Source organism: uncultured Muribaculum sp. (genome assembly GCF_910583865.1).
In the GTDB taxonomy this organism is placed as follows: domain Bacteria; phylum Bacteroidota; class Bacteroidia; order Bacteroidales; family Muribaculaceae; genus Muribaculum.
Genome location: NZ_CAJTYX010000017.1, coordinates 30,694 through 55,189, shown reverse-complemented (window position 1 = coordinate 55,189; position 24,496 = coordinate 30,694). Strand labels below are relative to the sequence as shown.

Here is a 24,496-nt window from a genome sequence, read left to right as displayed (position 1 = left end):
TCAAGAGACATCACACTATCAACAACACCATCAGTTCATCATATGAAGTCGAAGCCCGATTCCGCATCAAAAGCCTGCAATCGCTCCGTACAAAAGTCCCTGAAGGGATTCTCGGCGATGGGACTGCTCGTAGCCGTAGGCATAGTGTTCGGCGACATAGGCACATCGCCGCTCTACGTAATGAAAGCTATCACGGGAGTGAACCCCCATTTCACTCCCGACTACATAATAGGCGCCGTATCGTGCGTGATATGGGTGCTGACCCTACAGACCACAGTAAAATATGTCATCATTGCCCTTCGTGCCGACAACAACGGCGAGGGTGGGATACTCGCCCTCTTCTCCCTCCTCAGGCACATCCCGCGCAGGCATCTGTATCTGGTAGGGGCCATCGGCGCGGCGGCCCTTATTGCCGACGGAGTGATAACTCCGGCCATCACCGTGACCTCGGCCATCGAAGGATTGGAAATCATAGCCCCCGACATGCCCGTACTCCCGCTATCGGTGCTCATCATAATCGGTATATTCATCCTGCAGCAGTCAGGCACCGGCAAGATCGGGCGCATATTCGGCCCGTTCATGCTCGCATGGTTCATGATGCTCGCCCTGCTCGGCATAAGCAACCTCCACCACGCTCCGCGCATACTCGCCGCGTTCAATCCCTGGTATGCCATAAACCTGCTCGCCCACTACCCCCAATGGTTCCTCATACTCGGAGCCGTGTTCCTGTGCACCACCGGTGCCGAAGCCCTCTACTCCGACCTCGGCCACTGCGGGCGATGGAACATATCCGTCAGCTGGATATTCGTCAAGCTGTCACTCATAGCAAACTATCTCGGTCAGGGAGCGTGGCTGATTGCAGGAGGAGATGCCGGAAATGTCAATCCGTTCTATGGAATAATGCCGACATGGTTCACACCCATAGGCATAGTCATGTCGGCAGGAGCGGCCATCATAGCGAGCCAGGCACTTCTGAGCGGTTCCTTCACGATTTTTTCAGAGGCCATCAATCTCGATTTCTGGCCGAGGTTAAGGATAAAATATCCCTCCGACAGAAAAGGACAGCTATACATACCCTCGGTCAACTGGCTGCTCCTTGCCGGATGCCTCGTCACCGTACTCATCTTCCGCGACTCAAGCCATATGGAAGCCGCCTACGGTCTGGCAATCACCGTGACCATGCTGATGACCACCGTGCTGCTTGCCATATATCTGCGCCATAAAGGACATGCCCTGTGGGTATGCCTGCTGTTCACCATATTCTTCGGCGCTCTGGAGACCCTGTTTTTCGCCGCAAACGTCATGAAGTTCGCCCATGGCGGATGGTTCACCATCCTTATCGCCGGAATGGTGGGCATCGTGATGGCCATATGGTACAATTCCACCCGCATCCGCGACTCCTACATCGAGTTCAACGACGTGGAGAGCAAGCTTGGACTCATCGCCGACCTGAAAAACGACACGGAAGTGCCGCTCTACGCCTCCAACATAGTCTATTTCAGCCGGTCATCCGACTCAGGCAAGCTTGAGAACAAGCTACTTTACTCAATAGTGAGCCGGCAGCCCAAGAGAGCCGACCACTATTGGATAATCCATATCGAGAAATCCGACGATCCGCGCGTGCTCGACTACGCCATCGAGGAGCTGATTCCGTCCACCATGTTCTTCATCACCTTAACGGTGGGATTCCGCGTAGAGCCGAAAATAAGCCTTTACCTTCGACAGATTGTCGAGGACCTTGTCGCCGAACGGAGAATAGACCTCATCTCCACCTATCCGTCGCTCCGACGCCACGGCGTGCCGGGCGACTTCCGCTTCATAATCATCAACCGGCTCTTTTCAGAAGAAAACTCATGCCCTCGCATAGCGACCATGCTTATGCGCATGCACGACCGCCTGCGCCATATAGGCATCAGCGACCTGAAAGCAATGGGACTCGACACGTCCGGGGTGGTGATGGAAAGCGTGCCGCTCATCATATCCCCGCCGTCAGGACGCCGCATCCGGCGCTCACAGCAGATAACCGCGCGCCAGTAGCAGCTCCCTGAACCGGGAGTCCTTCTCCATGTCGACCAGCACGCGGAAGCCCTGCGCGCATATGGCTACGTCGCGCATCTCCGGACTCATCGCAAGATATCTTTGCAGCTCCTTGTCTGCCGAATTTATCCTGTACACGATATAATCCGACCGGTCCTCGCTAACAGCCGAGGCGCGCCGCTTCATCTCCTCGAAGAATTCAAGCCATATCTTCGGAGGATCCGTACACACGAAATTATATATCAGCCCTATAGTGCGGTTTATGTCGGCGATGTCACGGCAATGGCGCAAAAAAGTGGAGGGGGTGACGGCATAGCGGTTGGCCGAGACCGGCTTGGCGAAGCGGTCGAGAAGCCCGCGCATGGAGGTATTGCCGTTGCTCACGGTAATTACCAGATGACTGTCATCAAGCACGAAATCATTCACCGACGATATCTCCACAGTGTTCTCGTAACGGTCGTCAAGACCGAGCACGAAACGCCCCAGACGGGTAAGACGCCAGTACACCAGCCCTCCGAACGGACTACAGCTCACCGGTTCGCGGCTGTCATACGCCACCTCCAGACACCCCGCCGCGGCAAGCATGAACACCGTCCCCTGGATCAACGGCACGATCAGATACGCGAACCTCTCGTCAAGAGCCACACGGTGCAGCTTGCCGTCCGTTCCCGACTTGACATTTATGTCACACCGGTCAAAACCGTAATTGTCGATCAGCATCACATCGGCCTGGTTTCCGTAAAGGAGTTTGAAGAAATTGATGAATCCCTTGGCTTCCACCCAGAGTTCTCCGTCCGAATGGCGCCCGATCATGCGCATCACGGTCTTTACGATGTCATACGCGGAATAGTCAAACGGCGTATGGGCGAATTTCCCCCTAACCTGAGGCATAAGAGCCCGCCTTACAATATCAGGCACTGTGACATAGACATTATTGACGGCATACCGCCAACGCTCCGCACCCGACATCGACGACAGCGTGGAGGCATCGCGCAGGCATGTGAGAAGATTCGCCACGATACGGCCGCGTGCCATGGCCTTGTACTTGTTGCCGGCATCTTCCGGGAAAAATTCCTTAAGCTCAATAGCGGCTGACACCTTGCGAATGACAGCCATGGTGACATTGGACGAGGTGGAGTCGAACATTCCGGCGCCTGCCATCGCCTCATAGCGGGCTACTCCACGGATCGCACCATCCTCGTCGCCGAATGCCGACAACCCCTCGGGAAGCGTCTCAAGCCGGGGAAAGTCCGACGCCTCGGGAAAAAACACCGCAGCGAGATACGGGCGTATGACACCGTCTATCACAAACTCAAGTTCAGGCTTGCGTGCCCCCCAGCTCCAGCGCGACTGTTGCACCGACCATGCCGTGGGATACATCCACGAATAGCGCGCGTTGTCGACAAAAGTTTCCGACGAACCGCCAACCTTGAACGCGGCACGCACCTCGTGCTCTTTCACACTACCGTCGATCAGACACTTGCGCCACAAGGAACGCTCCTTGTCGGTAAGCTTTCCCACCAGCCACCGGATATTGCGCACGTCCGAAAGGAACACGGCCAACGCCCCCATCACGATCTTGCTCTCCTTTTCAGCTCCGCATGCCACCCTCCACAACTGCTCGTCAGTAAACAGCGGTTCGGCGCCATAGGCGCTCCAGTCGACTTTCGGCGCCGAGAGTCCCGAATCGATGAATACGAAATGAAGCAGTCGCGACGGATAGCCCGTGCGATAATGCATCAGTTCCTCAATCACAGGATCGACATACTCCTTCTTCCCCGCATATATGATTTTCTCAATAGCGGGTAACGGCAGCACTGCCTTCTGCGTATCTCTGTATCGTGCCATTCTGTGTCCGGATTTATGAGAGTATGAAATTTATGTCCTCCTGCGATATCTGCTTCGAGAGGGTCGGGTCAGCCGAGACAAGGCCGTCGAAAAGTTCCGCCTTGCGTTCCTGGAGCTGGCGTATGCGCTCCTCGATAGTATTGCGCGTTATCATAGAGTAAGACGTGACCTTCATCTTCTGCCCCATGCGGTGAAGGCGGTCGATGGCCTGCTTCTCTGCCGCGCGATTCCACCACGGTTCGTAGATGAACACCGTGTCGGCGGCGGTAAGATTCAGTCCCACGCCTCCCACCTTGAGCGTGAGCAGCAGTACACGGCACTCCGGATCGGTCTGGAAGCGCCTTATCACACTGCGCCGGTCGCCGGTCGAGCCGGTCATGGTGGCATAGTCGATGCCCAGGCGCTCCAGACGCTCGCCCACCAGCTCTATGCCGGCTATGAAGTTGAAAAACACCACGCTCTTATGCCCGTTGGCGGCTGCTTCCGAGATGGTCTCCACGAGCGGATCAAGCTTAGGCGACGTCACCGTGCCGTCGGTGAGCACGTTGGGTATGGATGCTATGCGCCGCAGCTCGCTCAAGGCCTGGAATATGACGAACTGGCTCTTCTGCACCCCATCCTGCTCTATCGACTTGTTTATAAGCCCTTGATAATAGAGGCGGCGCTCCTCGTAGAAACGCGCGTGGGCAGGCTCCATCTCGGTATAGATGGTCTGCTCCGTCAGGTCGGGAAGCTCGGTTAGCACATCACGCTTGAGCCTGCGCAGCATGAAGGGATATATCTTGCGCCGCAGGGCCGTCATGGCGTCGGCGTCAGCCTCGTTCTCTATAGGCACGGCATAACGGCGGCTGAAATCGGCGGGATCGCCGAGCATCCCCGGATTGAGGAAACGGAACAGCGAATAAAGTTCCATTATATTGTTTTCCATCGGGGTGCCGCTCAAAGCCAGGCGATGGTTGGCCTTGAGTATAGATGCCGCCTTGGCCGTCTGCGAATCCATGTTCTTTATATTCTGCGACTCGTCGAGCACCACATACTCCCAACGGCAGCGGCGCAACGTGTCGATGTCGTTTCGCAGCATCCCGTAGGTGGTGATCACCACATCGGCCTTGCATGCCTCGTCGATATCACGCTCGGCGGCATAGTAGGTATAGGTCCTGAGCCAAGGCGCGAATCGTTTTATCTCACTCTCCCAGTTGAATATAAGGCTCTTCGGCATGACTAAAAGCGATGGTGCCACATTGCGTTCCGCCTCCGTCCTCGCTCCCCCCTGCTTGCGCGGGCGGCCTCGACGGCGTGGTGCATCCTCCGGATGCGATGTCCCGTAGACCATCGTGAGAAGGGCTATCGTCTGCACTGTCTTACCAAGGCCCATGTCATCGGCCAGACACCCGCCCATGCCGTTCTCGCCCAGATAGGCCATCCATTTCACGCCTTCGAGCTGATAGGGGCGCAGCTCGGCATTCAGCCGGGTCAACGGCAATGCTCTGGAGCCAAGGGCATTGAACCCTTCAAGAAATTCACGGTAATGCTGTGGAGCCTCCCCCTCGACCCCTTCCTGTAGGAGAGCCTCTATCTCTGGGATGTCGAAATACGACACTTTTACCGCAGCCTCATCCCCTTTCCCCTCTACCTTGAATATCCTCTGTAGACGGCGCATATAGCGGTCGTCAAGTATTCCACGGTTCCCGTCGGAAAGCATCACGAAGCGCTGCTCACGATACTGGTTGAGCAGCTCGGGCAGACCAATCTTCTCGTCGCCTACGCTTACGGAGGCCTCCGTGTCGAGAAAATTTATCCCCGACGACATGCGCACCTTTATCTTCGGGAACACGGGCTGTATCTTGTATTCGCGCAGCTTCTCCGAACCTATGAGGCTGAAATCACGCAGCAGCGACGGAAGCCCGTGAAGCAGAAACGGGCCGGCGATTTCAGGCGGCACGATGAAAAACGTCCCGTCGCGGTACACGTTCTTGTAGGCGGCGCGGCTCGGTGTATAATATCGCAGCTTGCCATCCACATCGTCGGCATCGGCTTCCGCTTCATGGCGCGCATAGGGGAGCGTGCGGCATATCATCGGACGGCCGTCGGCATCATCCACGGCCACCGCCGTGAGCTGCAGCCGTCTCTGGAGGTTGAAGTCTATCCCCGGGAGCACGCGTGCGACCTCCATGTTGAGCGAGCGGTCGGCATCGACCTTTGTAAACACTATTGCGGGCACGTAGCCGACCTCATGGCTGCCCCATTCCACAGGTCGTCCGTCGAGCCACACCTCCACATTGTCGATGTATGTGAAAAACAGGCTCAGCCACTGGTTGAGGCCGGCGGCAGGTATGCGGTCAAGAAACATGCCTGTAGCATTGAAATTTTCCCCGAGGTCGGCCACGCCGCACAGTTCGTTGCCGTCAAGCACGATTTGCCTCGACAGTATCATTTCCGGCCTGACCCCGCGTGACATCCCTGCATCGTCGCCCGGCTCCTCGCCGCCGTCCGACAGCATCGTCAATACAGGCTCGAAGCGTAACGTGGCCCCGTCCTCCCCTTTTACCCGGTCGAGTGTCAGCCTGAGCCGCCACATATCCCTGCGGACAGCGACAGGCCCTCTTCCATCCACCTCTATATTGTTGCACTCCATCAGCAGTTGGCCGAGCATAGGGTAGCGCGTAAGGCTCATGTTGTTGTCGACGCCCTCCCAGCCGAGCATGAACCCGGAGCCGGAACGCACCTCTGCCATTGCGTCCAAAAGCCGTCCGGCCGCCGCCGACACTCGTCCACGATCCGGAATGGTCTCATTGCCGGCATTGTCGACAACCGAAAGATACGCTTCGGAAGCCGCGTCACCATTGCCGCGCGCGATGCTTATGCGGAACCGGAATTCATCGCTTCCTCCCATGCCCGACCGCACAATCCTCCTAACCGGCTTCAGTCCCGAAAGCCTTGACGCAAGGCCGCCCGACACCGCGCCCTCCGACACTCCGTTATAGCCGCCAATCCCTGACGCCGTATCACCGGCGGCTGTCACTACATTGCCGGACATTGCCGTATCAGCGGCCTTACGACTATCGTCAGACACCGCACTGCCATGAAGCATCGACGCGTCATCTGACGACACTACCCCGTCAAATGACATTGCCTTCTTATTTTTCTCAGCCAATTTCAACTCTTTTTTCACAGTTAGCAAACTGCAAATATAACAATTCCCCGCCAAAATCCCTTAACAAAATATTCAATATTCACAATTAAAAGACACATTAAAGTCCCACACAGGTTCCACAGATTCGGGAAAACTTTTTAATTCGTTTATCGTTAATATTTTGTAGAGTTAGAGAAAATCGCTAACTTTGCAACGTCATCGATCGAAGAACGAAAGACTTGGTTGGCCGCATTACCGTAAATGCGGTTTTTTTATACTTTGTTCTGAAGTTTATTCATGTAGTATGCGTGATTGGTTTGGTCAACACAAAAACCAGTAATTAACGCAAAATTAGGGTTGATATACTCTACCACGACCATATAGCCTTTTGCCCTATACCAGAAATATTCACGTTCTCGACCTGAGTTTTCAATATATCTGAATCGGGTGATGCGTTTGTCAGAAGCATTTTCTAATATTGGCTTAATCCAATGAACGCGTACGGCTCTCTCCGAGCGGAACTCTCTCACTGTTCTGGATATTTTACGCCTGTCCTCTTTGGCATCGCGTGTTATGACATGTACAAATTTTTCAAGCAATCCGTCAAACCAATCAGGCAATCCATCCTCATGTGAGTGACTGTATGGATAAGGCTTTATTATCAATTCAGCCCCATCGAGATTTACCTTTTGTATTAAGACATCGCTCTTAAATCTTTCATGCAATTCCAATATCTTGTCCTTGTCATCAACCGACAATTCGCAATCAAAATATGGCTGCAACATCCCTAATATATCGTTATCAGCCATTTCTTTTTTTGGGTTGAAAATCGTAAATTGCAAATTTGTTATCTCCCGGTTCCGTGCCTTCATCAAGATGATAACCTGACAATTTTTCAATAAGCTCCACGATACGCGACTTAGCCTCGCTTCCGCTAAGTCCCCTTGCCCTGTAGGTTATCGCCCCGATAATTATATCGGCAAGCTGGATAAACTGCGATTCATGTGAACGGATATTCTGCAATGATCGTATGTCGTCATCCGTCCCTATCATACTTGTCAATTCATTGTGTATGGAGGCAAGTTTGATTTTACCATTATTGTCTTTAAGATCAAGGAAAATTCGGTAAGAATCAACACTGTCGGAGTTATGGCGAATCGAAAACCTGATAAGGCGTTCTATGACAGAGTAATAAAACCTATTATACTCATTGCGGCCTAAAGAATGGGCCTGAATATTCGACTTATTCTTTATAAGCACGCTACGGAACACCATTGACGACTCAAAAAACAATCGCAAAATATCGTCATACATGGCAAGATGCGTACGGCTTACGGTATTCCATTTTAACTCATGGAGAATGCCATATTTGCGCTTTATGCACTTTATTTCAGACTTATAGGTATCAAGGTCGGCATCAGGTACAACTATTGCGCCGATGCACATGATGTCGCTATTATCAAATTGCAGATGACAACTCTCATCACAGAATATTGAATATGCCTTTTGTGGTTGTTCCATTGTTCGTATCCATAAAAAGGGTTTTACCCCCAAAAATTAACGAAATGACGGTACTTCAGAACCTGTTTAATCAATTTAATAAGCGGATTGACTTATTTAGCAAAAGTAAATTTATCAAGTGTGATAACTGTCTGTTTTAATTTTCCGCGGTTATCTATCATCGTTGTGTTTTGCCTCACAACATAGTAAGGCCACCCACCGGGCATATAATCTACCCGCATGTAGTCCTCAATCGTACCGTCTACATTGACCTGCGAATCAAAGTTTTCGTTGAACTTTTCCATAATACTGTCATTGACCATATTACCGACAACACCACCAATCATGGCTTTCAACTGATCTTGCGGTAAAATACATGTGACATCATAAATTATATGGTAGGCATCGGCATCCTTGAAAACCGACCTATAGGTAGTGTTCTCTAACTGTGTATCAGTCGCATCTTCATGCTCGGTATACTCACCGACCTCCATAGAAAGTCCATGATACATAAATAGCATTTTAAGTTCAGCCAGATAGCTCTCAACAAGGTTGTCGATATCGACATTTTTTGCATACCCTTTAACGTCGACACCCTTTTCCTTAAGAGCTTCGATTTCAGGTATTTTAGAGATTTCGTTTATCGCCTGTTTGAAAATGGATTTTGCCTGTTTCTTTATTTGTCCCCAATTATTGAATTTGGTAATTTTACCATATTCGTCGGTTTCAAAATGAATAGTTGTGCCGACTATTCTCTGAGCCACTTTCGCAGTTATCTTGTGTTTGTAATCGGCCAAAGGTATAGATGTAGTGGTGTCCGCCAAAAACTCTAAAAATGAGTAATCCATTTTATAGCCGTTTGCCGTTGAATCCACTACCGTTATGCGGACCTTGGTCGATGCAAGCCCTGTCCGCACGGTATCGGTACGGCTAATCTGCCACGAAGTTTCGTGAATCCAATATGTAAGTGTGTCGTATTTGTTGAACCAGCCTATCACATCTATGGTCGAATCCTGCGGCAAAGCTTTTTCTTGCGTCGGATTCGATTTTCCCGACACAGTCAACACACCGGTCATAACCAGTAATCCCAGCAACCAAATCAATAAATTTTTCATAAAAATGCGGAGTTCTCAAAGTTTATATAAAATGGGAGCGTGTTTTGAACAATGATTTTAGGCATCTATTTCATCATGGCCTTATGCCAATACGCGAAGTTAGGTATTTTTACTTAAATTGAACGTAAATCGGTGAAAATTCGCACTTTCTATTCAGAGAGATTGCAATGTTCCATATAAGGTTCGTTGTTGAGAATAATTTCACTAACTTTGCACTCTATGAAACGAATAAGGAACTTCTGCATAATCGCCCATATCGACCACGGCAAGAGCACTCTTGCCGACCGTCTGCTCGAATACACCCACACCATCGCCGAGAAAGACCTCCAGGCACAGGTGCTCGACGACATGGATCTCGAGCGTGAACGCGGCATTACCATCAAGAGCCATGCCATACAGATGGACTACGCCCTTGACGGAGAGCATTACACCCTCAACCTGATCGACACCCCGGGACACGTCGACTTCTCCTACGAGGTGTCGCGCTCGATTGCCGCCTGCGAGGGCGCACTTCTGATTGTCGACGCCTCGCAGGGCATACAGGCGCAGACCATCTCCAACCTCTACATGGCCCTTGAAAACGACCTTGAGATCATTCCCGTCATCAACAAGGTGGATCTCGACAGCGCCAAGCCCGACGAGGTGGAGGACCAGATCGTCGACCTGCTCGGATGCGACCCCTCCGACATAATCCGTGCCTCCGGCAAAACAGGCATCGGAGTACCGGAGATCCTGCAGGCCATCGTGGAGCGAATCCCGGCCCCGGAAGGCGATCCCGAAGCACCGTTGCAGGCCCTTATCTTCGACTCCGTATTCAACCCATTCCGAGGCATCATAGCATACTACAAGATCGTCAACGGCACAATCCGCAAGGACGACTTCGTAAAGTTCGTATCCACCGGCAAGGAGTACCATGCCGACGAAATCGGCGTGCTGAAGATGGACATGTCACCGCGCAAAGAGCTTTCAGCCGGAAACGTAGGCTACATAATATCAGGCATAAAGACATCACGCGAGGTACGTGTCGGCGACACCATCACCCACGTCGACCGCCCGTGCGAGAAAGCCATAGAGGGTTTCGAGGAGGTGAAGCCGATGGTGTTCGCCGGTGTATATCCCATCGACACCGAGGACTTCGAGAATCTGCGCAGCTCTCTGGAGAAGCTCCAGCTCAACGACGCTTCGCTGACGTTCACTCCCGAATCGTCGATGGCGCTCGGTTTCGGATTCCGCTGCGGATTCCTCGGCCTGCTCCACATGGAGATCGTGCAGGAACGCCTCGGACGCGAGTTCGACATGGATGTAATCACCACCGTGCCCAACGTGAGCTACCGAGTCTACGACAAGAAAGGCAACATGACCGAGGTACACAACCCCTCCGGACTCCCCGAGCCTACGCTCATCGACCATATCGAGGAACCATACATACGCGCCTCAATAATCACCGCCGCAGACTATATCGGCCCTATCATGACCCTCTGCCTGGGCAAGCGCGGCGAGCTGCTCAACCAGCAGTACATATCCGGCAACCGCATCGAGCTGACCTTCGACCTCCCGCTCGGCGAAATCGTCATCGACTTCTACGACAAGCTCAAATCCATCTCGAAAGGTTACGCCTCGTTCGACTACCACCTACACGACTTCCGCGAGTCGAAGCTCGTGAAGCTCGACATACTCCTCAACGGTGAAAGCGTCGACGCGCTCAGCACCCTCACCCACGTCGACAACGCAGTGACTTTCGGCCGCCGCATGTGCGAGAAACTGAAAGAACTGATTCCGCGACAGCAGTTCGACATAGCCATCCAGGCAGCCATAGGGGCCAAGATCATAGCACGCGAGACCATCAAGGCCGTGCGCAAGGATGTCACCGCCAAATGTTACGGCGGCGACATATCCCGTAAACGCAAACTACTTGAGAAGCAGAAAAAAGGCAAGAAGCGCATGAAGCAGATCGGCTCCGTCGAAGTGCCGCAGAAAGCGTTCCTCGCCGTGCTTAAACTCGACTGACAGCCGCACGTCCCCATCACCCCCGTCCCATTATGGTAATCGCAATCGCACCCGACAAGTTCAAAGGCACGCTCACATCCTTGCAGGCCGCCGAGGTCATGCGCGAGGGCGTCCTGGCCGTCCTTCCCGATGCCGACATACACATCGTGCCGATGGCCGACGGCGGCGAAGGCACAGCTGCGATCATAGGGCCGGAAATGGGATTCAAGCCGCATAAGGCCATCATTCATGCACCGTTGGAAGGATTGCCGGCCACCGAAGCCACATATTACTATAGCCCGACCGAGAAAGCCGTGCTCTTCGACTCTGCCGCAGCCATAGGCCTGTCGCTCGTCCCGCCCGACAGGCGCGACATAATGCGCGCATCCTCGGCCCCGGTAGGCGAACTGCTCGGCATTGTGCAGGAGCGCCACGAGGTAGACAACGCATTCATCGGACTCGGAGGGACAGCCACCTGCGACGCCGGACTCGGAATGGTGCTTTACATGGCCCGAAACTCGGTGCGCATGCCGCAGGTCGTAGGTCTATACGATGCCGCCGTGCCGCTCGTGGCCGCGCTCGGCATGCCGTCAGCGCTCACGTTCGCCGCCCAGAAAGGCGCCGACGCCGACGACACCGCCATGCTTGAAATCCGCCTGCGCAAAGCAATGAAGATGATGCCCGACGGCGATCCCGACACCCCCGGTGCAGGCGCTGCCGGCGGACTCGGATTCGCCCTGCTCGCAATGGGTGGGAAGCTCGCGCCGGGCGTAGAGGTCGTGGCCGGAAACCGCATCTCCGCACTGCACCCCGACCTCATCCTCACCGGAGAAGGACGCATCGACCGCCAGTCACTCATGGGCAAAGTGCTCTCCTACTTCATATCCTACCACCGCGAGACCTCCACACCCGTCATTGCCGTAGGTGGCTGCATCGATCCGCACAGCGGCATCACCGCCGACTCCGCTCCCGGCCGGGCCGGCGGCGACCTCACGGCCATGATAGCAGCCGACGCCTACGAGCCGCGCGACGTCAATCCCGTCACCCCCGAAGTCGCCGCCTGGCGCATCCGCGAAGCCATCGCCGACCGCCTCCCCGCCTTCCTCCCATCCCTTCCCCGCTGATCACCACCCTCCCGACTTGACTCCTGCATGTCTCTTCGAGAAGGTTGCAAGACTTTCAGAGGTAAGGATGCGCCCTCAGATGTCTAATATCGCTTATCAGAAGATTTCGTCATCCTGACATTTTCCGTGGCCGTCGGTATTTACCTGACGATAGATAAACCAGCTGCATATTATGCCGCACAGTAGCAACGCGACAGCCGAGATAATATTTATTGTCTGTACCGTCGACATATAAGACCCCAAGTCTACCGCATCGGAAGCATATACGGTTGTTACATAATATCGACAAAGCATTATGGCGGGAATGCAATAGAATGCGATTCTGGATTGACGATTGATGCCTGACAATCCGTAGCCTATCGCGACGAGAGATGCCGAAGTGACACATACACCGACCGTCCACCAAAACGGCATGTTATTGAGCGCCTCGAAATCTTGCTGCTCGGCAAGACCGGTCTGCCTCACATAAAGCAGATACTCGAACACATATGAACACGCCGAAACAATAAGCCCGATATTGACAATAAATGTATTCTTTTTGAAGAACATACACAGCAGCACGACAGGGACTATCGTGCATATCGCAATATTAAGGATAAAATTCTCTTGAGTGCATGCTATCGCCGATGATACTACCATCAATGCACAATAAGCAATCATCTGATAGGATTGCCCGGACATTAAAGTCATGTTTCCAAGCTTGCGATGAACAGGGGAATCGTCGGCAACAACAGCCTCGTCGACTGGGCTATCAATACTGCTCTCATTCTTCGGACTTGCATTTTTATCCACCGTGCAATAAGTGGCCGGCTCCGACAATGGCGTTGCCATAACCGTGACAAAAACCGCAGTGATGAAATACCAGAATGCTCCATACGACATCTCCAGTCCATTAACTCCAGAAAGCAAGTAGGCAACCCATGGAATCCACAGCAATATGGCCATGATCAAGACTCCTGTTCTCCGACCTTTTGTCAGGAGTCCGGTGACAAAAGAAAGTATCGGACAGAGCGAAAACAATGTGACCCAGAGAGCTGACTCACCGCTACGGTCCATAACGTCTACAAGCTTGGCGCCCGACAGCAATCCGCCTCCCCAATGTGCAAACGGCATTTCATACCACATAAGGAATGCACATGCCGAAAGTCCGCAAAGCAAGACCATTCGCCGCCATTCAGTCTTTAACACGGAACACCCTACCAGCATTAGCGACGCGACCATATATACCCAACCGGAATGGAGTGATATAAAATGACTTCGCTCTAAATCCATCGTCTCAGCCGCCATGGCAGTCACGACCATTGCGATGCCTACGAACAGATTCTCATTCTTGAGAGAGCCGGTGATATTGAGTATCATACCCACGACAGGAAGGACCAGCAATCCCGCAGCCACTACACCATAAAATTCCGGAATCTTATAGTCTATCGCGTCAATAATCGCGCCAATGCAGCCACTCGTGGTTCCATGGTATGTGTCGTACAAGAACGGGGCCAAAACGCCAAACACCAGCGCAAAAAGATAAATCCACGAAGAGTAGCCGAATTTAAATTTTTTCTTTTCCATTGAAATACATGCACTACCCTATTGGCTCTCCGAAAGAGTATTCTTTTATCGGTTCATGATATGAAAAAAGCGTGAGAGCCTTACCGTTTGCCCGTTCTGCTTTCGGAGGCTCTGGAATGCCCATCATGGTAGAACGGGCAAACCTGCAGAAGCCTCACGCAGAATATGATTATAAGCCGATGTCCACAATCGAATGCCATGGACATCGGAATATACGACATATCCGCAAGGCATCTACCGTCTGCCTCATTCTTGACCATGATTGAAATTTTCCAGATTTCCGAAAGTCAAGAAAGAGCGTCGAGTAAACGCTTTTAAAATGTGTGTGTCGGCCCTCCCGCATAGCCCTCTGACCGGGCTTCTGCAAGACGGCCTACTCTCGCAAAAGTAATAATTTTTTTCCTGAATCCCGACGAATCGCACTCAAATTTTCGGAATTTGCCGGCGCCACACGCCAAAACTGTGCATTTCTATTTGGATTCTTCGACGCCACACGCCAAAACACTTATGCGCGAGGGATGTTATAACTATTGGAACAATGTCATCCTTATTGGGACAGCCATACCGATTGCAACAACGTAACACCCTCACGCCTATGTCCTCACAACATATCGACCGTCGCCACATCGAGCCGACGCAACACGAATTCCCGGCAAAAGTGTACTACAGCGCCAAGCGCGCGCTCACCACCCACGCCTCCGGAGGCAACGTGCTCATCGGAGCCACTATCCTCGCGCTAATCGTGGCCAACATCCCCGGCATCAACACCCTCTATGCCGATTTCTGGGACCAGGAGATAAGGCTGCAGGTCGGATCGTTCAACATATTCAGCCATGGAGGACACCCGATGTCGATGCTACAGTTCATCAACGACGCCCTCATGGCCATATTCTTCTTCTCCATAGGTCTGGAAATAAAGCGCGAGGTGCTCGTGGGCGAACTCAGCTCGTTCAAGCAGGCGCTCCTACCGATCGTCGCCGCCATTGGTGGCATGGTAGTCCCGGTAGGCATTTTCTGGGCCATGGCTTCCGGGACCGACTACATCGACGGGGCAGCCATACCGATGGCCACAGACATAGCCTTCTCGCTCGGCATACTTGCCATGCTCGGATCGCGTGTGCCGCTATCGCTCAAGATATTCCTCACCACCCTCGCCGTGGTCGACGACATCGGCGGCATCATCGTCATCGCCGCGTTCTATTCTACCCATATCGAGCCTTGGTTCATCGTGGGCGGTATCGCCGCGCTCGGGCTGCTGTTCCTCGGATCGCGCCTGTCGATACAGAGCAAGATATTCTACATCGGCATCGGCACTGTGGTGTGGTACCTCTTCCTCAACTCCGGCATCCATCCCACAATAGCCGGCGTGCTGATTGCCTTCTGCATACCCGCCCGCCCCGTGTTCGCGCCCAAGAAATATGTCAGGCAGATACGCACCGCCATCGCCCACTTCAACACCGAGGACGACGAGACCCTGTCGCGCCGTTCCATCCTCGACAAGGACCAGATGGACTGGCTTAAAGAGATCGAATCCGCATCCGACAAGGTTATTTCCCCGCTCCAGGACCTGGAAGATTCGCTGCATCCCGTGGTCAGCTTCCTCATCGTGCCGCTATTCGCCTTCGCCAATGCCGGCATAGGCTTCGCCGGCCTCAGCGCCGACGCCTTCTTCAGCGGCATAAGCCTCGCCATAATCGTGGCCCTCGTGGCCGGCAAGTTCCTCGGAATATTCGCATTCTCATGGCTCACCGTAAAGACACGCCTCGCACCTATGCCCGCACAGTCCGACTGGCGCATGATCGCCGCCGTCGCAATGCTCGGCGGCATAGGCTTTACGGTGTCGCTGTTCATCGCCAACCTGTCGTTCGGCGGCGGCGTGGAGACCGGCAACGCCCTCCTCAACAATGCCAAGATAGGCATCGTGGCCGGTTCGCTCCTCGCCGGTGTCGTCGGCTTCCTCATGCTCCACCGCTTCCTCCCCAAATCCCCCGCTGAATGACTATTCAGTCAAAGCAATGGCATAAGGCATTGATTAGCAACGTAGGGACGTACCCCCGGTGCGTCCTTATCACATAGAGAATCCATGTGCATAACGGCGGACGCACCGGGGGTACGTCCCTACAAGTCGCTAATAATCACGTCGTTTTAAAAGCTATTTAAAGACAACCTCTTATAAGCTGGAACTACTCGCCCGGCAATGCCGAAAACAGAAAATCATCGACATGAGCACGTATATAGGCAAGTTCCTTATCACCAAGTTCCGGTAGTGACATATACATGTCATCTTCCTCCTTAAAATCGACAAAATCCTTTTCGTCGCTGTCACGACGAGGATCATAGAGCACACCACACCTTTTGCTGCGGTCAAACGAAAGCGCGTCGCCCATCTTGTCACAAGCGCTCTGCAACATCGCGGCATAATCATCAGCTCCGATCGCCTTCAATCCGTCGAGGGCGTCTCTCCATACTATACCTGTCGAATTGGCAAAGAACTGCCAGTGACCACCATTAGAAACCTCTGCCATATAGGCCTCTATAGCATAGATATAGCGCTGAGGAATGCTGAATCGCCCGAGAGTACGGAGGTAGACCTCATGGGAAGAATATATGTCGACCCGTATCCACACAGGGTTGATTATCATAAACGGATCGGCCTCATCAGAGCTGATATATGCGGCAGTGACATTTCTCATCTCAGAATAAGCCGGATACATCATGATCTTCGTATTTTCAATCTTTCCGGTCTTGATTTTTATCTCCTGCAAAAGCGCCAGACTTTTCAGGAACAAGAAAAAGGCTACCAGACAGATAAACAATGTCATCATGCCCCTGTCAATGAAGATGGCGTCAATTCCCACCAAGGCGATCCCAAGTATGATTACACACGTGGGGAAAGTGATTTTTAGAGGATTGAGAAAATCAGTCACAATCCTCCATACCGGCATGGGACTTGTGTCATAATCATCATAATACGACATAGAGCCCCGTACTGTTGCCATACGCCGCTGGCAGGAAAAGGCCATGTAGATCAACACTGCGGCGGCAAACAAAGTCTCAACCGTCACCTGAATGCCACGCGACATTCCGAACAGTGAATATTCCGGTTCCATCATACAAGATTTAAAATTATTCCAACGGACTCTTGATGTTGAGCAGGCGCAGGTTGTCGAACACCGTGTTCTGAGCCACCTGCTGGATATATTCGGCGACTTCGGGCGAGAGGCCTGCGTGGTAGCCCGTCTGGTAATGCTTCAGGAATATCGTGGTGAATATCACGTTGGCCGCAAGATAGCTGCCCAGACGCGACGGATGGTAGGAGTCATCCTTGTAGAGCGTGAGGTTCGGACGCTCGGCGCGCACCGTGCGCCATGCCATCCCGACAGGCGCGCAGACGCCCCCGGTCTTATATGCCATCTCAAGGTAAGTGGTGATAAGACGTTCCTGCATACCCTCGTAGGTGTTGATCATCGGGTAGTCGGGCATATCCTCACGGTAGCCGTACTTATGACCCCAGGTCATGTAGTAGACCACCTCGGCCTTCGGGTTGGTGGCCTTTATCAGCGAGTCGAGGCGCAAAGCGTTGGGATAGACCTTCTCAGCCACGTCGGCTGTAGACAGGGCCGGGTCGCTGCTCTGCTCCTGCACGACCACAAAATCCCAGTTACCTTTCTCAAGCGCCTTGTAGAGAGGCTTGTCGGCAAGATGACCCGACAAACGGCGTCCACCCTTCACAACCTTCTCCACCATAAGTTTTTCCTTGAAAAGCTTCACCTTGGCGGCAATACTGTCGACCATCTGCGGCATATCGTTATGGTACGTAAAACTGTTGCCGACGAAAAGTATCCTTACCGAATCGCGTGGAGCATCGGATTTCTTGGCCGCCGACGCCTGCACTCCGGCAATCGACAGCACAGCCATCAGGAGATAAATGATTTTTTTCATACACTATGTTTTTAAGGTTAAGAACCGATTAAAATGTAAGAATCAATGTCGCGTCCCGACCTTTTTCCTGTCCGCGATGACTGACGCACCCTACATTAAGACACGTCTTTTTGCGACAATTTACCGCTTGCGACAGCAAATATAATGCTTTCAGACAGTTTTCCACAATCCCGATTGCATTTTAGCCCGTCTTTCGTCCGCATAACCCATGTATTTTCTCCTCAATCGTTCCCATTCCGCCGGGGGAACAGTCGTCAAAGTTTGCCATAATGCGCGGATCATAATTGCATTTTTGACAATCGCTGAATTTTTGATTTAAATTTTGTTATTCCAAATAAAAGAACTAAATTTGCAGTAACATACTTACCCCGCTTCCCGTAAGAACAGCGCGCTCAGGGTAAGTTTTTATTTTTTATGACACTCCCATATTATAATCAACCGCAAATCTCGGTTGCAGAACAGATAAGGCTTCTAAAATCGGAGGGGTTGACTTTTTTCGATGAGAACAGGGCCCAGCACATCATGGAAAATATCAGTCTATTCCGAATGAAAAGCTATTTTATGCCTTTACGTCAGCCGAATTCGCGCCAGTTCAAAGAAGGAGCAAGTTTTGAAGATGCCTACTCGTTATATAAATTTGACTCGGCATTGCGAAAGATGATTTGTTCGGAACTGGAAAAATTTGAGGTATCAATCCGTACACAGTTGTCATTGATAATGGGTGACGAGGCCGGTATATACTGGTTTGAAAATCCGGCTAATTTTCGTAACACAAGCCGTCACGCCACTCTGTTGACAAATTTACAGACTGAACTACTCAGGAGCGATGATGATGCCATTGTAGGCTTTAAACAGCGTTATTCCAATAACTTCCCGCCAAGTTGGATGACATTTGAAATAAGTTCGTTTGGAACATTATCCATGATGTACAAATGGCTTAAAGCAGGTCATGCACGGCGAAAATTGGCACGTTTCTATGGACTGACTGACACGGTTATGGAATCTTGGCTACATTCAATCGTGTATATCAGGAATATTTGCGCCCATCACAGTAGATTGTGGAATCGTCGTTTGAGCATTAACGCCCTTGTACCCCGTAACACACATTTCCCATTTATAAATACCCCTCAAGATACAAAGAGGGTATATTACATATTGTCAATTATATTGTATTTCCTTCAAGCCGTAAATCCACAAAACACATTCGTTATCCGCTTCAAATCACTACTTGCCGAATACCCGAAGGTAGATATTATTGCAATGGGATTCCAAAGCGATTGGGAGGATGAAACACTATGGCAGTAATTATTGCCTACAAAGATAGCATCCTCGGGTAATTTATTCTGATACGGTTGCCACGGCTATTTGTACATGATACAGTATGAGATTCGGAGAAATTTCTTAAATTTGCAGCTGTAACCAAGAAACTCACATTTTTCGAAACGATTATGAAACGAAGAAACCTTACCTGGGCGCTCCCGCTTGCGCTCTCCGTGGCGGCAAACGCTTACGCGGAAAAAACTCCGGCACTTTCCGCTACCACCGCCCTCTCCCCCGTCATGTCGGCATCGGCATCGACATCGCAGACCACTGTGGCCCGTGCTTTCGACGGCGACAACACCACCGCATGGAACCTCGACGCCAAGGCGCTCAAGCAGCCACAATGGCTCATGCTGACCCTCGCCGACCCCGGCGACGTGCAGTCGCTCACCATCAGCCAGAAGGGCGCGACTCCCGAGCAGCTGAAACGCGCGCTCGACATCTTCGTCACCTACGACCCGATGAACCTCGGCGAACCGGTCGAGTTCACGGCAACCGCCGACAAATCCACGGGCAATACCGTACTGGCATTCCCGGCAAAATACGGCGCACATGTGCGGCTCGCCATCAAGCCCGGAGCCATCACCAAACCGCTCTCCCTCTCGGAGCTTGCCGTAGAGATCGTCAAGACTGACAACAACGTCGATGAAAAAGGCGTCGACCGGTCGTATCTCGACACCACCCTCCCCATCGACCGCCGCATAGAGATCGTGCTCGCGCAGATGACCCCGCAGGAAAAGATGGAACTCGTGCGCGAAGGCTGGGGCATACCCGGAGTGCCGCGTCTCGGCATTCCCGACATAAAGAAGGTAGAGGCTATCCACGGCTACAGCTACGGCACAGGTGCCACCATGTTCCCGCAGGTACTTGCCATGGCCGCGTCGTGGAACGCACCCCTGATGTACCGCGTCACAGAGGCCATCGGACAGGAGAGCCTTGAAGCCGGATCTATCGCGGCATGGTCACCCGTGCTCGATGTCGCCACCGACCCGCGCTGGGGACGCTGCGAGGAGAGCTTCGGTGAAGATCCCTACCTCTGCTCCGAGATGGGCAAGGCATGGGTCAACGGCTACCAGAGCAAAGGACTCATCACCACCTCCAAACATTTCGGCGCTCACGGCGCACCTCTGGGCGGACGTGACAGCCATGACGTTGGCTTCAACGAGCGTGAGATGCGCGAGGTGCACCTCGTGCCATTCCGCAACGTGTTCCGCGAGTGTAGGCCGCAGTCGGTCATGATGTCATACGGTGACTACATGGGCGTGCCCGTAGGCAAGAGCAAGGAGCTTCTCCGTGGCATCCTCCGCGACGAATGGGGCTTCGACGGCTTCATCGTCAGCGACTGCGGGGCTATCGCCAACATGACCTCGCGCAAGCACTACACCGCCGTCGACAAGGTGCAAGCCGCCAACGACGCCCTCCGCGCCGGCATAGCCACCAACTGCGGCGACACCTACAACGACAAGGCCGTGATAGCCGCAGCCGTCGATGGCACGCTCGACATGCAGGCGCTCGACGACGTGTGCCGCGACATGCTCCGCATGATGTTCCGCCAGGGACTCTTCGAACACAACCCGAGCAAGCCGCTCAACTGGGACAAGCAGTTCCCCTCATGGCAGTCGCCCGGGCATGTGGCCCTCGCCCGCGACATGTCGCGCCAGTCGATCGTGCTCCTTAAGAACGACGACAACCTGCTTCCGCTCTCCAAGTCGGTAAAGACCATCGCCGTCATCGGCCCGGGGGCCGACAACCTACAGCTCGGCGACTACTCCGGCAAGACACTCCCCGGACAGCTCAAATCGGTGCTCGACGGCATCAAGGGAGCAGTGTCCCCCTCGACCAAGGTAATCCACGCACAGGGTTGCTCGTTCACCACCGACGACGCCTCGCACCTTGACGAGGCTGTGGCCGCCGCACGCAAGGCCGACGTGGCCGTAGTGGTGCTCGGCGACTATTCGGGCCATCCCTCCATCGACGGGGAGAAGCGAGCCACCTCCGGCGAGAACAACGACCTCGCCTCGCTGCGCTTCCAGGGCATGCAGCAGGACCTGCTCGACGCCGTATGCGCCACGGGCACTCCCGTGTTGCTCGTCGCTCAGATAGGACGCCCCTACGACCTCTCGTCGGCATCCCGCCAGGCACGCGCCATACTCGTCAACTGGCTTCCCGGCCAGGAGGGCGGACTCGCCACTGCCGACGTGATATTCGGCGACTACAACCCCGCAGGACGCCTCCCCATGACATTCCCTCAGAGCGCCGCCCAGCTCCCGCTCAACTACAACTTCAAGACCTCCGGCCGCCGCTACGAATATGTCGACATGGAGTTCTACCCGCTCTACCGCTTCGGCTACGGACTCAGCTACACCACCTTCGCCTACTCCAACCTGCGCATCAACGAGCTGCCCGACGGCAACGTAGAGGTCAAGGCCGATGTGACCAACACAGGCTCGCGCGCCGGCGACGAAGTGGCGCAGCTCTACGTCACCGACATGTACGCCTCGGTCAAGACCCGCGTCATGGAGCTGAAGGGCTTCGAGCGCATATCCCTCGCGCCCGGCGCCACAAAGACAGTCACCTTCACCCTCACGCCCTACGACCTGTCGCTGCTCAACGTCGACATGGACCGCGTGGTCGAGCCGGGTGACTTCAGGATAATGGTTGGCGGCATGAGCCCCGACTTCACGGCATCCGACCGCATAAAAGACTCGCTCGGCTATCCCGAGGGACGCGGCGTGACAGGCACGCTGAACTACACACGCCCGGCTTCGGCAAGATATGAATTCGCCGTGGCCGACGTGCAGCACAACCTCGCCGACGGTTCCGACCTCGTGACCGTGAAAGTGACCAACTCCGGAAACCTCACCGACACCGGCACGCTCACCATGTATGTCGACGGCACACGCACCGGCGACACGCGCCACTACGAGCTTGACCCCTCGCAGTCAAAGACGATAACCTTCACCGTCCCCGCCTCGGCCGGCGCCGACGCCTCCTGGAAGTCGCTCAACTTCGTGTCGCGCCACAACAACCTCTCCTACACCCGCTGACCCGGGCGACTGAGGTAATAAACGCACATACCGGTGCATCCCTACGGGAGGGGAAGGCCGACTCCGGGACCACGGAACCGGTCGGAAAAGCGGGATTTCGGGGAGGCTGGGCATCGTGGCACACCCGCGCGTGACGTACCTCCTCGTGACACACCCTTGCGTGGCACACCACCCACACACCGGGCCACATTGTCCCTGCGCTCCGGGGCAGTCTTTCCACGACCTGTGACGGGTCTCCTGACATTTACCTTGATTGACGCGTCAGAAGCCACGCGGGCCGCCTCCTTGGCGGCATGGTACAGCTTCGACCGCTCACGCGAACTACGCGCGACGGCAGCCTTACGGGCGAGCCGCCGCGCTTTTTTTGCAGCTTTCTCGGCAGCTTCCAGTTCGGCGGCACGCTGCGCCTTGCGCTCACGGCGGCGCTCACGCGCACGCTCGTTGCGGCGGCGACGGCGGTCGATCTCGGCCCGGATGATTACCCATGCGCAACGGAATCCCTCATGGTCCACATAATGGAATCGCGGTTCTTTCCCCGTCTCGATATAGTCCCTGACCATACGTTCGGTCTCGTAATCCTCACAGCCCGAAACCCTCATGGCGATAAACCATAGCTTGTCAAATTTATAACGTGGTGATTTCATAATAGATAAAGATAAAAAGATTAGTAAATTCACTTATTACATCGCAAATTTACAACACGAAATTGTAGCATGCAAATTTTTCTCCCAAAAAACCGTGCCCGATAGGGACACGGCTACGTTCTTTAATTTATGAAGTCCACCCTCACGGGCAGATGTATCTTAGAAATTGGTCGCAGCCAATTCTTTTGCTATTGAATGAATAGCCTTTTGTAGTTTCAGATACTGACCTTCTCCGGCATTTGCCACTCCCGATGTGTATTTGCGCATAAGAGAAGGGTTGATTCCTGCTTTTTCGGCTACTTTCGAAATGTTGAGAAAATCAAAATACTCAAAGAATGATTTCATGTCGTAATGATAGACAAAATCAAGTTCGGTAGGGACTTTACCTTCCTCCCTTAAAACTTCTTTTATCTCCTCATAGGCCTGAAGCATATCAGCTTTTGCTTCTTGCGGAGAGTTTCCATATCCAAACAGACCGAAGTCGGGAACATCCTCTTGCATGAAGCAAGAGCACCCGCCATCCTTTGCCATTTCAAATACTATGTTCGCTTTCATCAAAGTGAAATTATTATATTCCATGAAAAGGAGGTTTTTGATGCCTCCTTTATTCTTAACAACAGTTATGCCTATTAAGTTATGAAGTAATGAGTGGGGGACTTCTCCCCCAACTCATCTTTCGGAACTCCGACTGTCAGGGCTTCTTAACCCCGGAGAGTCGACGGACACTGCGCTCGGTGGATGGTGGAACTTCCTTTGAGCCATGATGCCCAAGAGGAAATTTCTTATCCGTTATTGGCGAGAACCATATCATATGGTTGCCACCTTTCCGAATGACCCAGCATCCTGCGGCCGTCAATTCGGCCTCTAATTCTGAGTACTTCATAAAATTAAAGAACGCTTGTTGTTAACAACAATGCAAAGGTAGCGATTTTGCTCCAATATGCAAAATTTCCGGAAGGAATATTGGGCATTAACGTTGCTTCATCAAATTTCGCTTCATCAAATTTTCATTTTCTGCGGTATAAGGAGAAGCGGTGTAAAACGCCGGAAAGACTTTGGCTACAAAAGAATTAGCACTCTATTGACATTATTTGACCTAAAATTTAACACACACCGACGCATCTTATTAATATTATTTAACTTTTACCCCCCCCCCCGAATTTATATCTTTTTAATACCTTTGCCGCCGAAAGACTTATTGTCCTTTCGACACAGTATAGATAATAGGCATCGG

The 24,496-nt window shown here is 53.0% G+C and carries 17 protein-coding genes; 6 read left to right on the top strand and 11 right to left on the bottom strand.

Annotated features, from left to right (window positions below; translation table 11 throughout):
* Nucleotides 1-42: 42 nt before the first annotated feature.
* Complete coding sequence (locus QZ303_RS05560; protein ID WP_295730303.1) at nucleotides 43-2,037, top strand: KUP/HAK/KT family potassium transporter; 1,995 nt, start codon at nucleotides 43-45, stop codon at nucleotides 2,035-2,037.
* Here the strand turns inward: QZ303_RS05560 and QZ303_RS05555 are convergent.
* The 5 genes from QZ303_RS05555 to QZ303_RS05535 all read right to left on the bottom strand — a co-directional run bounded on the left by QZ303_RS05555 (nucleotide 2,011) and on the right by QZ303_RS05535 (nucleotide 9,633).
* The gene (locus QZ303_RS05555; protein ID WP_295730300.1) at nucleotides 2,011-3,885 is read right to left on the bottom strand and encodes a hypothetical protein; all 1,875 of its coding nucleotides are present in this window, start codon (nucleotides 3,883-3,885) and stop codon (nucleotides 2,011-2,013) included. The two genes, QZ303_RS05560 and QZ303_RS05555, sit on opposite strands and share 27 nt — an antisense overlap.
* 13 nt (nucleotides 3,886-3,898) lie before the next feature.
* Nucleotides 3,899-7,039, bottom strand: a complete 3,141-nt coding sequence (locus QZ303_RS05550) for a DEAD/DEAH box helicase (protein ID WP_295730298.1) — start codon at nucleotides 7,037-7,039, stop codon at nucleotides 3,899-3,901.
* A 251-nt stretch (nucleotides 7,040-7,290) separates the two neighbouring features.
* The gene (locus QZ303_RS05545; protein WP_295730295.1) at nucleotides 7,291-7,827 is read right to left on the bottom strand and encodes a hypothetical protein; all 537 of its coding nucleotides are present in this window, start codon (nucleotides 7,825-7,827) and stop codon (nucleotides 7,291-7,293) included.
* A complete protein-coding gene (locus QZ303_RS05540) occupies nucleotides 7,820-8,539 on the bottom strand; it encodes a DUF3800 domain-containing protein (protein WP_295730292.1) in 720 nt (239 codons plus the stop codon). The genes QZ303_RS05545 and QZ303_RS05540 overlap by 8 nt, the downstream gene beginning before the upstream one ends.
* Before the next feature lie 92 nt (nucleotides 8,540-8,631).
* Complete coding sequence (locus QZ303_RS05535; protein ID WP_295730290.1) at nucleotides 8,632-9,633, bottom strand: hypothetical protein; 1,002 nt, start codon at nucleotides 9,631-9,633, stop codon at nucleotides 8,632-8,634.
* Nucleotides 9,634-9,852: 219 nt separating this feature from the next.
* Between QZ303_RS05535 and lepA the strand changes: the two genes are divergently transcribed.
* Together lepA and QZ303_RS05525 are read left to right on the top strand one after the other, a co-directional pair.
* Nucleotides 9,853-11,640, top strand: coding sequence for a translation elongation factor 4 (gene lepA / locus QZ303_RS05530; RefSeq protein ID WP_295730287.1), 1,788 nt, complete (start codon nucleotides 9,853-9,855; stop codon nucleotides 11,638-11,640).
* A gap of 32 nt (nucleotides 11,641-11,672) precedes the next feature.
* Nucleotides 11,673-12,743 (top strand): glycerate kinase, encoded by a 1,071-nt coding sequence (locus QZ303_RS05525; protein WP_295730284.1) that lies wholly within the window; start codon nucleotides 11,673-11,675, stop codon nucleotides 12,741-12,743.
* A 96-nt stretch (nucleotides 12,744-12,839) separates the two neighbouring features.
* Here QZ303_RS05525 and QZ303_RS05520 read toward each other — a convergent pair whose 3' ends face one another.
* The gene (locus tag QZ303_RS05520; RefSeq protein WP_295730281.1) at nucleotides 12,840-14,309 is read right to left on the bottom strand and encodes a hypothetical protein; all 1,470 of its coding nucleotides are present in this window, start codon (nucleotides 14,307-14,309) and stop codon (nucleotides 12,840-12,842) included.
* A 595-nt stretch (nucleotides 14,310-14,904) separates the two neighbouring features.
* Here QZ303_RS05520 and nhaA point away from each other — a divergent pair.
* The gene (gene nhaA / locus QZ303_RS05515; protein WP_295730279.1) at nucleotides 14,905-16,308 is read left to right on the top strand and encodes a Na+/H+ antiporter NhaA; all 1,404 of its coding nucleotides are present in this window, start codon (nucleotides 14,905-14,907) and stop codon (nucleotides 16,306-16,308) included.
* Nucleotides 16,309-16,492: 184 nt separating this feature from the next.
* Here the strand turns inward: nhaA and QZ303_RS05510 are convergent, their stop codons facing one another.
* Together QZ303_RS05510 and QZ303_RS05505 are read right to left on the bottom strand one after the other, a co-directional pair.
* Entirely contained in the window at nucleotides 16,493-17,422 is a 930-nt protein-coding gene (locus tag QZ303_RS05510) for a DUF4375 domain-containing protein (protein WP_295730276.1), read from the bottom strand.
* Between the two features lie 13 nt (nucleotides 17,423-17,435).
* Nucleotides 17,436-18,251 carry a DUF4886 domain-containing protein gene (locus QZ303_RS05505; protein ID WP_295730273.1) on the bottom strand — a complete coding sequence of 272 codons (816 nt, stop codon included), beginning with the start codon at nucleotides 18,249-18,251 and terminating at the stop codon, nucleotides 17,436-17,438.
* 414 nt (nucleotides 18,252-18,665) lie between these two features.
* Between QZ303_RS05505 and QZ303_RS05500 the strand changes: the two genes are divergently transcribed.
* Nucleotides 18,666-19,556: an Abi family protein gene (locus QZ303_RS05500; RefSeq protein ID WP_367268128.1), complete on the top strand. Its 891-nt coding sequence runs from the start codon at nucleotides 18,666-18,668 to the stop codon at nucleotides 19,554-19,556.
* Between the two features lie 254 nt (nucleotides 19,557-19,810).
* Nucleotides 19,811-22,618 carry a glycoside hydrolase family 3 C-terminal domain-containing protein gene (locus tag QZ303_RS05495; protein WP_295730330.1) on the top strand — a complete coding sequence of 936 codons (2,808 nt, stop codon included), beginning with the start codon at nucleotides 19,811-19,813 and terminating at the stop codon, nucleotides 22,616-22,618.
* A 41-nt stretch (nucleotides 22,619-22,659) separates the two neighbouring features.
* Here the strand turns inward: QZ303_RS05495 and QZ303_RS05490 are convergent, their stop codons facing one another.
* The 3 genes from QZ303_RS05490 to QZ303_RS05480 all read right to left on the bottom strand — a co-directional run bounded on the left by QZ303_RS05490 (nucleotide 22,660) and on the right by QZ303_RS05480 (nucleotide 24,145).
* On the bottom strand, nucleotides 22,660-23,262 hold the full coding sequence (locus QZ303_RS05490) for a hypothetical protein (RefSeq protein WP_295730267.1): 603 nt from the start codon (nucleotides 23,260-23,262) through the stop codon (nucleotides 22,660-22,662).
* 159 nt (nucleotides 23,263-23,421) lie between these two features.
* Nucleotides 23,422-23,817 (bottom strand): pilus assembly protein HicB, encoded by a 396-nt coding sequence (locus tag QZ303_RS05485; RefSeq protein ID WP_295730265.1) that lies wholly within the window; start codon nucleotides 23,815-23,817, stop codon nucleotides 23,422-23,424.
* 136 nt (nucleotides 23,818-23,953) lie between these two features.
* Nucleotides 23,954-24,145 (bottom strand): type II toxin-antitoxin system HicA family toxin, encoded by a 192-nt coding sequence (locus QZ303_RS05480; protein WP_295730263.1) that lies wholly within the window; start codon nucleotides 24,143-24,145, stop codon nucleotides 23,954-23,956.
* Nucleotides 24,146-24,496: the final 351 nt, after the last annotated feature.

Coding starts and splice junctions, on each gene's coding strand:
- QZ303_RS05560 (WP_295730303.1), top strand. CDS start 43: ATGAAGTCGAAGCCCGATTCCGCATCAAAAGCCTGCAATCGCTCCGTA.
- QZ303_RS05500 (WP_367268128.1), top strand. CDS start 18,666: ATGACACTCCCATATTATAATCAACCGCAAATCTCGGTTGCAGAACAG.
- QZ303_RS05540 (WP_295730292.1), bottom strand. CDS start 8,539: ATGGAACAACCACAAAAGGCATATTCAATATTCTGTGATGAGAGTTGT.
- nhaA (WP_295730279.1), top strand. CDS start 14,905: ATGTCCTCACAACATATCGACCGTCGCCACATCGAGCCGACGCAACAC.
- QZ303_RS05490 (WP_295730267.1), bottom strand. CDS start 23,262: ATGAAATCACCACGTTATAAATTTGACAAGCTATGGTTTATCGCCATG.
- QZ303_RS05520 (WP_295730281.1), bottom strand. CDS start 14,309: ATGGAAAAGAAAAAATTTAAATTCGGCTACTCTTCGTGGATTTATCTT.
- QZ303_RS05505 (WP_295730273.1), bottom strand. CDS start 18,251: ATGAAAAAAATCATTTATCTCCTGATGGCTGTGCTGTCGATTGCCGGA.
- QZ303_RS05525 (WP_295730284.1), top strand. CDS start 11,673: ATGGTAATCGCAATCGCACCCGACAAGTTCAAAGGCACGCTCACATCC.
- QZ303_RS05485 (WP_295730265.1), bottom strand. CDS start 23,817: ATGAAAGCGAACATAGTATTTGAAATGGCAAAGGATGGCGGGTGCTCT.
- QZ303_RS05480 (WP_295730263.1), bottom strand. CDS start 24,145: ATGAAGTACTCAGAATTAGAGGCCGAATTGACGGCCGCAGGATGCTGG.
- QZ303_RS05495 (WP_295730330.1), top strand. CDS start 19,811: ATGTCGGCATCGGCATCGACATCGCAGACCACTGTGGCCCGTGCTTTC.
- QZ303_RS05510 (WP_295730276.1), bottom strand. CDS start 17,422: ATGATGGAACCGGAATATTCACTGTTCGGAATGTCGCGTGGCATTCAG.
- QZ303_RS05555 (WP_295730300.1), bottom strand. CDS start 3,885: ATGGCACGATACAGAGATACGCAGAAGGCAGTGCTGCCGTTACCCGCT.
- QZ303_RS05545 (WP_295730295.1), bottom strand. CDS start 7,827: ATGGCTGATAACGATATATTAGGGATGTTGCAGCCATATTTTGATTGC.
- lepA (WP_295730287.1), top strand. CDS start 9,853: ATGAAACGAATAAGGAACTTCTGCATAATCGCCCATATCGACCACGGC.
- QZ303_RS05535 (WP_295730290.1), bottom strand. CDS start 9,633: ATGAAAAATTTATTGATTTGGTTGCTGGGATTACTGGTTATGACCGGT.